Source organism: Xanthomonas citri pv. mangiferaeindicae, from assembly GCA_002240395.1.
Classification (GTDB): Bacteria; Pseudomonadota; Gammaproteobacteria; order Xanthomonadales; family Xanthomonadaceae; genus Luteimonas; species Luteimonas citri_A.
In genome coordinates this window covers 2112294-2125019 of record CP016836.1, presented here as the reverse complement: position 1 = coordinate 2125019, position 12726 = coordinate 2112294, and the positions used below count along the sequence as shown (strand labels likewise).

General features: G+C 69.2%; 15 protein-coding genes. 10 read left to right on the top strand and 5 right to left on the bottom strand.

What is annotated here, in order from left to right; genetic code table 11:
- Nucleotides 1–159 precede the first annotated feature (159 nt).
- The 7 genes from BEN78_09190 to BEN78_09160 all read left to right on the top strand — a co-directional run bounded on the left by BEN78_09190 (nucleotide 160) and on the right by BEN78_09160 (nucleotide 6401).
- A complete protein-coding gene (locus BEN78_09190; protein ASR43518.1) occupies nucleotides 160–498 on the top strand; it encodes a hypothetical protein in 339 nt (112 codons plus the stop codon).
- 124 nt (nucleotides 499–622) lie between these two features.
- Nucleotides 623–2938: a cytochrome C biogenesis protein gene (locus BEN78_09185; GenBank protein ID ASR45046.1), complete on the top strand. Its 2316-nt coding sequence runs from the start codon at nucleotides 623–625 to the stop codon at nucleotides 2936–2938.
- Nucleotides 2939–2955: 17 nt separating this feature from the next.
- Nucleotides 2956–3540, top strand: coding sequence for a hypothetical protein (locus tag BEN78_09180; protein ASR45045.1), 585 nt, complete (start codon nucleotides 2956–2958; stop codon nucleotides 3538–3540).
- Nucleotides 3541–3642: 102 nt separating this feature from the next.
- Nucleotides 3643–4089: a type II 3-dehydroquinate dehydratase gene (locus tag BEN78_09175; GenBank protein ID ASR43517.1), complete on the top strand. Its 447-nt coding sequence runs from the start codon at nucleotides 3643–3645 to the stop codon at nucleotides 4087–4089.
- Complete coding sequence (locus tag BEN78_09170) at nucleotides 4086–4502, top strand: hypothetical protein (GenBank protein ASR43516.1); 417 nt, start codon at nucleotides 4086–4088, stop codon at nucleotides 4500–4502. Before BEN78_09175 ends, BEN78_09170 begins: the two co-directional genes overlap by 4 nt.
- A 38-nt stretch (nucleotides 4503–4540) precedes the next feature.
- Entirely contained in the window at nucleotides 4541–5023 is a 483-nt protein-coding gene (locus tag BEN78_09165; GenBank protein ASR43515.1) for an acetyl-CoA carboxylase, biotin carboxyl carrier protein, read from the top strand.
- A gap of 10 nt (nucleotides 5024–5033) precedes the next feature.
- Nucleotides 5034–6401: an acetyl-CoA carboxylase biotin carboxylase subunit gene (locus BEN78_09160; GenBank protein ID ASR43514.1), complete on the top strand. Its 1368-nt coding sequence runs from the start codon at nucleotides 5034–5036 to the stop codon at nucleotides 6399–6401.
- Nucleotides 6402–6440: 39 nt separating this feature from the next.
- On the opposite strand, the gene BEN78_09155 is transcribed toward BEN78_09160, so the two are convergent.
- Entirely contained in the window at nucleotides 6441–6971 is a 531-nt protein-coding gene (locus tag BEN78_09155; GenBank protein ASR43513.1) for a hypothetical protein, read from the bottom strand.
- 110 nt (nucleotides 6972–7081) lie between these two features.
- Between BEN78_09155 and BEN78_09150 the strand changes: the two genes are divergently transcribed.
- Entirely contained in the window at nucleotides 7082–7273 is a 192-nt protein-coding gene (locus tag BEN78_09150) for a hypothetical protein (GenBank protein ID ASR43512.1), read from the top strand.
- A gap of 127 nt (nucleotides 7274–7400) precedes the next feature.
- Here BEN78_09150 and BEN78_09145 read toward each other — a convergent pair whose 3' ends face one another.
- The 3 genes from BEN78_09145 to BEN78_09135 form a co-directional block, all read right to left on the bottom strand.
- Complete coding sequence (locus BEN78_09145) at nucleotides 7401–7862, bottom strand: hypothetical protein (GenBank protein ID ASR43511.1); 462 nt, start codon at nucleotides 7860–7862, stop codon at nucleotides 7401–7403.
- Between the two features lie 120 nt (nucleotides 7863–7982).
- Nucleotides 7983–8714 (bottom strand): haloacid dehalogenase, encoded by a 732-nt coding sequence (locus BEN78_09140; GenBank protein ASR45044.1) that lies wholly within the window; start codon nucleotides 8712–8714, stop codon nucleotides 7983–7985.
- A gap of 553 nt (nucleotides 8715–9267) precedes the next feature.
- Nucleotides 9268–9633, bottom strand: coding sequence for a hypothetical protein (locus tag BEN78_09135; protein ASR43510.1), 366 nt, complete (start codon nucleotides 9631–9633; stop codon nucleotides 9268–9270).
- A gap of 377 nt (nucleotides 9634–10010) precedes the next feature.
- On the opposite strand from BEN78_09135, the gene BEN78_09130 reads away from it, so the two are divergent.
- Nucleotides 10011–11195 (top strand): glucose dehydrogenase, encoded by a 1185-nt coding sequence (locus tag BEN78_09130; GenBank protein ID ASR43509.1) that lies wholly within the window; start codon nucleotides 10011–10013, stop codon nucleotides 11193–11195.
- Between the two features lie 76 nt (nucleotides 11196–11271).
- Here BEN78_09130 and BEN78_09125 read toward each other — a convergent pair whose 3' ends face one another.
- A complete protein-coding gene (locus BEN78_09125) occupies nucleotides 11272–12015 on the bottom strand; it encodes a transglycosylase (protein ID ASR45043.1) in 744 nt (247 codons plus the stop codon).
- A gap of 143 nt (nucleotides 12016–12158) precedes the next feature.
- Between BEN78_09125 and BEN78_09120 the strand changes: the two genes are divergently transcribed.
- Entirely contained in the window at nucleotides 12159–12677 is a 519-nt protein-coding gene (locus BEN78_09120) for an adenine phosphoribosyltransferase (protein ASR43508.1), read from the top strand.
- Nucleotides 12678–12726: the final 49 nt, after the last annotated feature.

Genomic DNA, 12726 nt, shown 5'->3' with positions numbered 1-12726 from the left:
TAGGGGAGGGAAAGTTAAGTATACCGGCGAGTTCACTAATCGTTGATCGCGTGAACTGCCCACCGGCGGGATAGACCATCCCCAACGGGCCGGCGCAGCGTCGCGCCGAAGTTGTGCACGCCGCGTGCACATTGGGCGCTGAGCCGATACCTTGGCTAAATGCCTGTTCTTACTTGCCTGAACACCTGTCCGGACGACGCCACAGCCCAGCGCATCGCACGTGCGCTCGTCGACGCCAGACTGGCCGCCTGCGTCAGCCTCGTCCCGGGTGTGACCTCGATCTATCGCTGGCAGGGCGAGGTCCAGAGCGATGCGGAGGTCCTGCTGGTGATCAAGACCACAGCCGACCGCCTCGAAGCGCTGACCGCACGGCTGCGGGCGCTGCATCCTTATGACACCCCTGAGCTCGTCGCGCTGCCGGTCGCCGGCGGGCTTGCCGAGTACCTGCGGTGGATCGATGACGAGACCGCACCGATCGAGACCGGCGAGGCGGACTGAAATCCCGGGTTGGGCAGCGCAAGGGGCGGCCTGCGATACTGCCTCGATGCGTACGTTCTTCTCCGCCTCGTTCCTGACCCAGGCTGCGCACCTCCGCCGCCAGGCCCGTCGCCCCTGGTATGGCCTGCTCGCGGCCACGTTGTTGGGCGCGGTGTCGCCTGCCGCTGCCGTCGACTTCGACGACGTGCTGCCGGTCGACGAGGCCCTGGCGCTTTCGGCCACCGCGGTCGCGCACGACCGCATCGAGATCCGCTGGAAGATCGCAGACGGTTACTACCTGTATCGCCACCGCACGGCGGCCCAAGTGGCCGACGGCAGCTTCGGGGCCACCACGCTGACCCTGCCCGACGGCCACCGTCACGTCGACGAGTTCTTCGGCGAAGTCGAGACCTACCGCGGCCGCCTGGTCGCGACCCTGGACGGACACCCCAGCGCCGACACGCGCCGCATCGCACTGCAGGTCAAGTACCAGGGCTGCGCCGACGCCGGCATCTGCTACCCCCCGCAGATCCGCACCCTCCAAATCGCCCTGCCCCAACCCAAACCGGGGTCAGAGTCGGTTTTCCCGCGAACTGACGCGACAGCGCCTGCTGCAAAAAGCGACACTGACCCCGGTTTTGCGGCGCTGGGGCGGGCGCTGTCGGGGACGGGCGATGCGTTGCCTGCCGAGCGCGCGTTCGCGTTCGAGGCGATCGCGCAGGACGGCGACACCGTCCTGATGCGCTTCACCCCGGCGCCGGGCTATTACCTCTATCAGGACCGCAACCGCTTCACGGTCGAGGGCGCGGCGGGCATCCGCGCCGGCGAGCCGCGCTGGCCCGCCGGCAAGGCGCATCACGACGATCATTTCGGCGCGGTGACCGTGTATTTCGACCAGGTCGACGTGCCGCTGCCGGTGCTGCGCAGCCGGCCCGATGCCGCCGACGTCGAGGTGGTGGCGACCTTCCAGGGCTGCCAGACCGATGGCATTTGCTACCCGCCGATGACGCGACGCGTGCAGGTGGCGCTGCCTGCCGGCACGACCACGACCGCTGCGACCGCGCCCGAGGCCGCCACAGCACGCCCCGCCGCCGACGCCCCGCAGGCACCTGCCGATGCCAACGCCACCACACTGCGCTCGCCTGACGCCGCCGCGGATGGCGCCGTCGCGACCGCGGCCGGCAGCGATGCGACCGCCGATAACGCCGCGCGCACCCGGCCACCCGCCGGGCCGCGCACCGGTCTAGTGGCGGCGCTCGCCCTGGCATTGCTCGGGGGCTTGGTACTGAATCTGATGCCCTGCGTGCTGCCGATCCTGTCGTTAAAGGTGCTGGGCCTGGCACAGAGCGGCGGCAGCCGTGCGCGGGCCCGGGCGCATGCGCTGTGGTACACGGCCGGCGTGCTGGTCGCGTTCGCCGCGGTCGGCCTGCTGGTGCTGGCGCTGCGCGCCGCGGGCCAAGCGCTGGGCTGGGGCTTCCAGTTGCAGCAGCCGTGGTTCGTGGCCGCGCTGGTGTATCTGATGTTTGCAGTCGGGCTGAGCCTGTCGGGCGTGTTCACGCTCGGCGGCCGGGTCGGCAACCTCGGCCAGGCGCTGGTCGCACGCACTGGGCCCAGTGGCGACTTCTTCACTGGTGTCCTGGCCTGCGTGGTCGCGAGCCCCTGCATCGCGCCGTTCATGGGCGGGGCGCTGGCCTACGCGTTCGCCGCGCCCGCCGCGCTGGCGCTGGCGGTGTTCCTGATGCTTGGTCTGGGCCTGGCACTGCCGTTCCTGCTGATCGGGCTGGTGCCGGCGCTCGCCGACCGCCTGCCCAAGCCTGGCGCGTGGATGGAGACATTCAAGCAGGCACTGGCCTTCCCGATGTACCTGACTGCGTTGTGGCTGCTGTGGGTGTTCGGGCGGCAGTCGGGCGTGAACGCGATGACGCTGCTGCTCGCCGGGCTGGTGTTGTTCGCACTCGCGCTGTGGTGGTTCGAACGCCGCCGCTGGACTGGTGGCGGAATCTCGCGCGCACTGGCGCTGGCGCTGCTGGTGGCGTCGCTGCTGCCGGCCGCCTATGCGGTCCGCGATGCGCAGTCCGACACGCCCCGCGCAGTCGCCGCCGACACCGACGATGAGGTCGCGTACTCGGCGCAGCGCCTGCAGGCGCTGCGCGAGGCCGGCACGCCGGTGTTCGTCAATATGACCGCCGACTGGTGTGTGACCTGCAAGGCCAACGAGCGCCGCGTGCTGTCCCAGCCGCCGTTCCGCGAGGCCCTTGCGCGTGCGGGTGCGACGTACATGGTGGGCGACTGGACCAACGTCGATCCGCAGATCGGCGCATTCCTCGAGGCGCACGGCGCCGTCGGTGTACCACTCTATGTGGTCTATCCGCGCGGCGGCGGCGAAGGCGAGGTGCTGCCGGCGCTGCTGAGCGAGGCGGTCGTGACCGGCGCACTCGAACGCGCGGGCGCCCCGCAGTGAAGCGGCGTGGCGGCACCCTGGCAATCGTCGCGGTCGCCATCGTGGCCGGCGGACTGGGCGTGCTCGCCAGCCTGTTCGTGTCCGGCCCCGGTCCGCTGCTCGGCACCGAAGCCGGCCAGCGTCTGTACAACGATGCGCTGGTCGCCGCCGCGAAGCCGCCGCCCGCCGGCGTGACCATGGCCCGGCGCGGCGAGCCGGTCCCCGGCTTCGAGATCGCATTGCTCGACGGCAGCCGCCTGCAACTGCCCGACGCCTATGCCGGGCGCCCGGTGCTGGTAAACCTCTGGGCCAGTTGGTGCGGCCCCTGTATCGAGGAAATGCCCGAACTCGACCGCTTCGCCCGCGAACAGGGCGCAGATGGCGTGCAAGTGCTCGGTATCGCGCTCGACGATGCCGACGCCGTGCAAGCGTTCCTGACGCGCATCCCGGTGGCCTACCCGATTGCGATCGACGCGCCTGGCCCGGCCGATGCCGGTGTGCGCCTGGGCAACCCGCGCGGCGTGCTGCCCTATAACGTGCTGATCGATGCGCAGGGCCGGGTGCGCAAGCAGCGGATCGGCCCGTTCGCGCACGGAGAGACCGAGGACTGGGCGACGCGCTGAGCGGAAAAATCAAACGGCCGTTTAAAATCGCCGAACGTCTGCGAACTGGACAGCTATGGAGACATCCCGCAGACTTCGCGCACCTCCCGCACCCGGTGCCCGATGGCGTCGATCCTCGTCCTGCATGGCCCCAACCTCAACCTGCTCGGCACACGCGAGCCGGAGGTCTATGGCCATGCGACGCTCGCCGACATCGACGCGATGCTGCGCGAGGGCGCAGCCGCGGCCGGTCACACGCTCGAGAGCCTGCAGTCCAATGCCGAGCATGTGCTCGTCGACCGCGTCCAGACGGCCCGGGGCGACGGCACGGCGATGATCCTGCTCAACCCCGCGGCATTCACCCACACCTCGGTCGCGTTGCGCGACGCCCTGGCGGCTGTCGCGATCCCGTTCATCGAGATCCACCTGTCGAATCCTCACCGTCGCGAGCCGTTCCGGCACACCAGTTATTTCAGCGACCTGGCGATCGGCGTGGTCTGCGGGTTCGGTGCCGACAGCTACCGCTACGCGCTCGATGCTGCGCTGCGCAGGCTGGAGCCGGTCGCATGACGCGCCGCGGTCCCGTCTCCGCCTGGTTGCTGGCAGGCATCGCGGCAGCCTGGCCGCTGGCGGCCTCGGCCGACCCGTTGACCGAGGCCGATTGCGTCGCGCCGCTGTCGACCGACACCGCCGCGCTGTGCATGTCCGCCGAGTACACGCGCCTGGACGCCGAGCTCGAACGGGCCCAGGACGCCGCCATCGCAGCGATGGCCGATCCCGACGGGTGCGGCGGCGCCTGCGACGCTGCGGCCGCCGCGCTCGCGGACGCACACGATGCCTGGCAGCGCTTCCGCGCCCGGGATTGCGACGCCATCTTCGCCCTCGCCATCGCCGGCAGCGGTCGCAACGACGCCCGCCTGACGTGCCTGAGCGACCACACCCGTCTTCGCATCGGACAGTTGCAGCAGCTTCGCGCGCTGTAAGCCTGTCCGCCATTCCGCCGACAACCACGAGGCCCGCCATGGACCTGAGAAAGATCAAGAAGCTCATCGACCTGCTCGAGGAGTCCAACCTGACCGAAATCGAGATCAAGGAAGGCGAGGAATCGGTCCGCCTGTCGCGCACCTCGGTCGCGGCCGCACCGGTGGCCTATGCCCCGGCCCCGGCCCCGGCCCCCGCCCCGCGCGCGCCCGAGCCGGTGATGCCGATGAGCTCCCCGGTCGAGGCCGCCACCGGCGGCACGCCCAAGGCCGGCGACGACCTGCCGCCCGGCCAAGTCACCAAGTCGCCGATGGTCGGCACCTTCTACGCCTCGCCCGCACCGGACAAGCCGCCGTTCGTGTCGGTCGGCCAGCAGGTCAAGGCCGGCGACACGCTGGGCATCATCGAGGCGATGAAGATGTTCAACCCGATCGAGGCCGAGACCTCGGGCACGGTCGTCGCGATCCTGTGCGAAAGCGGCCAGCCGGTCGAGTTCGATCAGCCGTTGTTCGTGATCGGCTGAGGCCGCCCCGATGCTTGAAAAAGTCGTCATCGCTAACCGGGGCGAGATCGCGCTGCGCATCCTGCGCGCGTGCCATACGCTCGGCATCCGCACGGTCGCGGTGCATTCCACCGTCGACCGCAACCTCAAGCACGTGGCCATGGCCGATGAGTCGGTCTGCATCGGCCCGCCGCCGTCCAACCGCAGCTATCTCGACATGCCAGCGATCATCGCCGCGGCCGAGGTCACCGACGCCCAGGCGATCCACCCCGGCTACGGATTCCTCAGTGAGAACGCCGACTTCGCCGAACGCGTCGAGCAATCGGGCTTCGTGTTCATCGGCCCGAAGGCCGAGACCATCCGCCTGATGGGCGACAAGGTCGAGGCGATCCGCGCGATGAAGGAGGCCGGTGTGCCCTGCGTGCCCGGTTCCGGCGGCCCGCTCGGCGACGACCCGGCGACCAACGTCAAGATCGCCCGCGAGATCGGCTATCCGGTCATCGTCAAGGCGGCCGGCGGCGGCGGTGGGCGCGGCATGCGCGTGGTGCACACTGAGGCCGCGCTGGTCAACGCGATCGCCACGACCAAGCAGGAAGCCAAGGCCGCGTTCGGCAACGACATGGTCTACATGGAGAAGTTCCTGGAGAACCCGCGCCACGTGGAGATCCAGGTGCTGGCCGACGGCCAGGGCGGCGCGATCCATCTGGGCGAGCGCGATTGCTCGATGCAGCGCCGGCACCAGAAAGTCGTCGAGGAAGCGCCGGCGCCGGGCATCACGCCCGAGGCGCGCGCGCAGATCGGCAAGGTCTGCGTGGACGCCTGCATCCGCATCGGCTATCGCGGCGCGGGCACGTTCGAGTTCCTGTACGAGAACGGCCGCTTCTACTTCATCGAAATGAACACCCGCATCCAGGTCGAGCATCCGGTGACCGAGATGGTGACCGGCATCGATCTGGTGCGCGAGCAGCTGATGATTGCCTCGGGCCACAAGCTGTCGATCCGCCAGGAGGACGTGGTGCTGACCGGCCACGCGATCGAATGCCGCATCAACGCCGAAGACCCCGAGAGCTTCCTGCCCTCGCCCGGCACGATTCTGCATTTCCACGCGCCCGGCGGCCCGGGCGTGCGGGTCGATACGCATGTCTACGAAGGCTATGCGGTCCCGCCGAACTACGACTCGATGATCGGCAAGCTGATCGTGCACGGCGCCGACCGCGAGCAGGCGATCTGCCGGATGCGGGTGGCGCTGTCGGAGATGGTGGTCGACGGCATCAAGACCAACATCCCGCTGCAGCAGCGGATCATGCGCGACCAGGGCTTCCACGCGGGTGGTCAGAACATCCATTACCTGGAAAAGCGCCTGGCCGAGCGCAAGAACAAGACGCTGGCCATCGGCTGAAGTCGACGCCGGCGCGCGCAGATCGCGCGCCGGCGGTCGTCAGGGCTCGCGGTCGGGAAACGCCCGTCGCAGGGACGCATCGAGCTGGATCGGCCGCGCCCAGCGGTCATAGCTCGCCACCAGGCCACGCTTGACCCGCACCACCGGCTCGCCGCCCTGCGCTGCGCCGAGGCGCTCGAGCACGCCGACCCAGCCGCCGCTGCGATCGCGTCGCCAGTGTGCGGCGATCTCGCGGCAAGGCCGACCCAACGCCCGGCCCACGGCACAGGCGAAATAGACATCGCCGGCGCGCATGCCCGCCTCGTCGAGCAGTTGTTCGACCAGCGCCCGCGGTGCGACCTGATAACGCGCGACCTCGTCGACGAACGCGTCCCGGTAGCGCGCCGCATACAGATCGACATCCTCAAGCCAGGTGTCGAGCCAGGCATCGCCGGTCCCGGGATCGGGCACGGCGTCTTCGCTGGCGTCTGCAGCGTTTGTGGGCAGGGCGCCGTCCTGGGCCGATGCCGAAGACACGACGGCGGCCAGCAGCAGACACGACAGGCATACGGCAGCGGATAGCGGACGCATCGGGCAGTTACTCGGGGCAGAACCTGGTCGGATCACATCGCGGCTTCGACGCCGCCGCGACGCACAGAGGCCGACGATAGCCCAACACCGCAAGCGAGGACACCTGCAAGATGGAGCCGCATCGAACCACCACGCGCGCGCCGCGCATGCTGCGCTGGGGCATCGCGGCCGGCGTCATCGCATTGGGTCTGGGGGCCTACTGGATCGCGCTCGACCATGTGGCCACGCGCGTGGGCCAGGACGCCGAGAACAGCCTGCGCAACGTACCGCGCAACGACGACACCCGGCACCGCGCCGACTGAGCGCAGTCTCGGCAACGCCACCGCCTCGTCGCGCACCACCCCGACGCGATCCCGAAACGCGAATCGCCGCCCGAAGGCGGCGATTCGCTGGATTGACATTCGCCTGGATGGACGCCCGATCGCCTCCTCAGCGCCACCCGCCTCGACGTCCCCGGTCCTCGCGCGGATCGTAGTAGTACGTCGTGCAGCGGCCGCGGCGGTCGCATTCGGTCCTGCCGCGCGCACGCTCGTGGTGGCGATGGCGCTCGGCGGCATAGCGCGGCGGACCAGGATGATGGCGGCCATGGCTGCGCGGCGCAGTGCGGTAGTACACCGGCCGGCCGTGGCGGTCGTAGGACACGCGCAGGCGATCATCGTAGCCATAGCCGCCGCGCCGGTCGTAGGCGGTGTCGCCACGCATCACGACGTCGGCAATGTCCACGATCACCTGCACGAGGTCGTCGCTGGCGCGGGCCGGCGTCGGCACTGCGAAGGTCGTGGCCAGGCCGGTAGCCAACGCGGCCGGCCACATCCAGCGGGTCAGAGTGTTGGATGTCATCGGACTCTCCTGCGACGCGGCCACCACCGCGGCGGCCTGTGCCCCCAACATGCCGTGCTCGAAATGAATCGTCGTGCAATATTTCCCGCGTCGCACCGATGCAGCCACGCCGCGTAAACAGCGCATTCAAATTGGAAACGGTTACGCGCGCTCAACGCGGATTTCAGGCGCTCAACGCGATGCGATTGCCTGCGCCGCCAGTTCAACCACCGCTTCGGGCAGGCGGTCCGGCGTGGCGACTTCGCGCATGCGCTCGCTGCCTTCGACGATGTCGGCCTGCGTTTCGTGCATCCAGGTCGTGCGGTAGGGCATGTACACGCCCCAGCCGCCGAGTGCGAGAACCGGCGCGATGTCCGAGCGCAGCGAGTTGCCCACCATCAGGAAGGCCTGCGCGTCGACATCGAACTCGCCCAGTACGCGCGCATAAGTCGCCGCATCCTTCTCGCTGACGATCTCGATGCGGCCGAACAGGTCCGACAGCCCCGAGTCGCGCACCTTGGCCTCCTGGTGGAACAGGTCGCCCTTGGTGATCAGCACCACATCGAAACGCTCGGCGACGGCCGCGACCGCATCGCGGATGCCGGGCAGCAATTCGACCGGGTGTCGCAACATCGCCTTGGCCATCTCGACGATGCGATGGAGATCGGCTGCGGCGATCCGCCCACCGGTGATCTGGGTCGCCGATTCGATCATCGACAGCGCCATGCCCTTTACGCCGTAGCCGAAGACCGCGATGTTGGCGGTCTCGACCGCGTACAGCGCTTCGGCGACGCGACCGTCGGCCAGATCCACATAGCGCCCGACGATGCGCTCGAACTCCAGTTGCGCTTCGTCGAAGTAGTCCTGGCTACGCCAGAGCGTGTCGTCGGCATCGAAGCCGACCAGTCGGATGCCTTGGGTCATCGACGCATTATGCCGGCCGCTGCCGTCCTTCGTCGCGGAGATCGCCAAGGGATCGACTTGCTCAGCGAGAAGGAGTTCCACTTCGGATGGGCAGCGGCCTGCCGGCCGGAAGCCGCTCTTCCCTCGGCAAGGCCGCTGCGCGGTCCGGCCACGCGTAGCTCGCGTGGCGTTCGCCTGGAGGCGCGGCATGCCGCGCAGGCCCTCCATGCTCACCCTGCCTTGACTCGGGCGCGCGCCATCCATGGCGCGCTCGACGCGGCCACCGGCCGCCAGTCCGCTGCTAAAGGCGTTTGCAACCCGACTTCGTGTGGACGAAAGATCGCGTGCAAAGACAAAACGCGCGCGCTCGACTCCATAGATGGTGGCCGCAATGCCGGCACAGCTTCGCAGCAGTCTAACCACCGAGAGAGTAGCTCCCCGCGAGCAGGCCGCTGCCCAGCCGAAGAGGACTGAAGTGAGCTGTTTACTCGCCACATTCAAAAAAAGCGGCCCCAACGGGGCCGCCTTGGTCTGGACTGCAGGCCGCCATCAGCGGCCTGCAAGCAAGCGAGACTCAGTTCTCGCTGGCACCCGCACCCGAGGTCTGGGCGTTGACGTAGTTGCGATACTCCTCCGGCGTGATGAAGCCATCGCCGTCGGCATCGACATCACTGAAGACCTGCGCCAGGCCCTCAAGGCCGGCGGCCTCGGTCTGGCTCAGACGGCCGTCACCGTCAGTGTCCAGATCCGCCCAGGTGACCTGGCCCTGCTGCGCCTGCGGCGCCTCGGCCGTCGCATCCTGCGCATAGTCCTGCGTGGTCGCCTCCGTGGTCGGCGGCGCCTGTTCCGCGGTCGGGTCCTGCGCGAATGCCATCGGCATGACCATCGCGGCACCCAGAGCAATGGCGGCGATCAGCGGCTTGCGAGCATTCTTCATCATGGTCTCTCCTGCGTTTCTTTGGGGAAGTGGGCGCGGGGGTCTTTCATCCTCGTCAGTGGATACCGCACGGTCCCTACCCTGCCTGCGCCGAAATGAACCGCCGCGGCCTCTGAATCCCACCTGATTACAGCCCCTTAACCACACGCTCGGCGATGCCGGGTAAGCCGATGTTCCCGCATGGTGAACGCCGCGCCGCCAGCCCCGTCGCGATGGGCTTTCCGGACTGCGGCGTCCGAACGCAGAAACATCGCAATGCGATGTCAATGACTGAACAAAAACACAATATTTACGAACCGTCGCGCATTCGCCGCGTTCTCAGCGCACGCACGGACGTATGCCACACTCGGGTTTTCCCCGATTGTTTCCTGGAGATCCGCATGCCACGACTGCTCGCGCTCGCCCCGCTCGCCGCCTCACTGTTGTTGACGATCGGCTGCGATGGCACCGCCGCCAACACCGCACCGACGTCAGCACCGGCCTCGAGCGGGGAACAGGCCGAGCGCGACACCGCTGGCGCGGACGCGATCGAGGGCCTGCCGTTCGCGAGCACCGCGGTCGCCAGCTTCGACGAACCGTGGGCCCTGGCCTTCCTGCCCGACGGCCGCCTGCTGGTGACCGAAAAGGCCGGGACGCTGAAGCTGGTGACGCTGCCCGACGGGCAGGCGCGCGAGATCACCGGTGTGCCGGACGTGGCGTACGCGGGCCAAGGCGGCCTGGGCGATGTCGAGCCGCACCCGCAGTTCGCGCAGAACGGCCTGATCTACCTGAGCTATGCCGAGGATGGCGAGGGCGGGCGCGGTGCGGCCGTGGCGCGCGGGCGCTTGGACACCGACGCCGGCACGCTCGAAGACGTCGAGGTGATCTGGCGTCAGGTGCCCAAGGTCTCGGGCAACGGCCATTACGGGCACCGCCTCGCGTTCGACCGCGACGGCAAGCTGTGGATCTCGTCGGGCGAGCGGCAGAAGTTCGATCCCTCGCAGAACATGGCCTCCAATCTCGGCAAGATCCTGCGGCTTGAGGACGACGGCCGCGTGCCGGCCGACAACCCGTTCGTCGACCAGGGCGGCGTCGCGGCGCAGGTCTGGTCGCTCGGCCATCGCAATCCGCTGGGCATCGCGTTCGATGCCCAGGGCCGGCTGTGGAACAGCGAGATGGGCCCGGCCGGTGGCGACGAACTGAACCTGGTCAAGCGCGGCGCGAACTACGGCTATCCGATCGTCTCCAACGGCAACCACTACGACGGTCGGCCGATCCCCGACCACGACACCCGCCCCGAGTTCGAGAAGCCGGCGATCACCTGGACGCCGGTGATTTCGCCCTCGAGCCTGATGTTCTATTCGGGCACGCTGTTCCCGGCGTGGACCGGCAACGCCTTCATCGGCGGCCTGTCGGGCCAGACCCTGGTGCGCGTGGAGATCGACGGCGACAGCGCGCGCGAGGCCGAACGCTTTGCGATGCGCGCGCGTATCCGCGGCGTCGAACAGGGCCCCGACGGCGCGTTGTGGGTCATCGAGGATGGCAAGGACGGCCGACTGATCCGGCTGGCGCCGCGCGAAGGGTGAGCGCGGCGGCGTCGCCGCAGACGCGATGCCCGTCACCGGCCCGCAGGCCGCGCAATCGCGGCCTACGGGCAGCAGGTCAGAGCGCCGGGCGCTCCACCGGGTGGCCCATCGCCGCCCGATAGCGCACGTACAGCGCCTGCACTTTCGCGATGTAGGCCTGCGTTTCGGGGTAAGGCGGCACGCCGCCATAACGCGTCACCGCGCCGATCCCGGCGTTGTAGGCGGCCAGCGCCAGCGTGCGATCATCGCCGTAGCGACGCAGCAATGCGCGCAGATGCCGGGCGCCGGCGCGGATCGACTCGCTGGGCGCGTGCGGATCGGCAACGCCATAGTCCGCGATCACGTCCGGCATCAGTTGCATCACTCCGCGCGCGCCCTTGGGCGATACCGCGTCGGCATCGAAGCCGCTCTCGGCATGCGCGATCGCGCGCAGCCAGGCCTCGTCCAAGCCATAGGCCTTCGCAGCCGCCGCGAACACCGCCGAATGCGGCTGCAGCCTGGGTACACCCACCGCACCCAGGCCCTCGTGCGCGGGCTCGCCCGGTGGCGTATGAGCAGTGAAGCGCAGGTACTCGCGCGCGCCCGGCAACCGACGCGTGCCGTAGACCCGTTGCCCGTCCTGCTCGCGCTCGTACAGCACACCGCTGAACACCCCCATCGCACCCCACAGGTTCGGCGTCTGCACCGCATCGTCGGCGATCTGGCGGGCCTCGCACTTCGATCCGGGCTCGGGCGCCGTCGACAGGCTCACCGTGCCGTCGCGCACGCAGCGCCAGACCGTGCGCGCCTGCGCGGGCGCGGCGGACAGCACGGCAGCCAGGACGAAGCCACAGGCGAGCGAGGCACGTTGGGCGGGCATACCGGTTCCGGCAGGAAACTTCCGGCGAATACGCCCGTCCCGGTGAACATTGTGTCGGCGGCCCGATTGCGGCGATCATCCCCGCCCTTGCTCGAGCCCCTTCGATGCCGCACTGGTCGACTCTGATCCGCGAGATCCCCGATTTCCCCAAACCCGGGATCGTCTTCAAGGACATCACCCCGGTGCTGGCCGAGGGTGCCGCATTCGCCGCTGCGATCGAGGCGATGGCCGCGCCGTGGCGCGACATGCCGCCGACCGCATTCGTGGGCATCGAATCGCGCGGCTTCATCTTCGCCGCCGCGCTCGCGCAGGCGCTGGGCACGGGCTTTGTGCCGGTGCGCAAGCCGGGCAAGCTGCCCGCACGCGTGCTGCACCACGATTACGCGCTCGAGTACGGCCAGGACCGACTGGAAATGCATGCCGATGCGTTGCCGCCCGGCGCACGCGTGGTCCTGGTCGACGATGTGCTGGCGACCGGCGGCACGCTGCGTGCGGCATACGCCCTGGCGCGGGCGCAGGGCGCCGAGGTCGTCGGAGCTGCGGTGCTGGTCGAACTGGCAGCGCTGGGTGGACGCGCGCGCTGGGACGGCGCCGTGCCCTTGCACGTCGCGTTGCCGGGTTGACGGACGTACGTCGTCGTCGCGGCGCTTCGACGGGAGCCGACCTATGGTG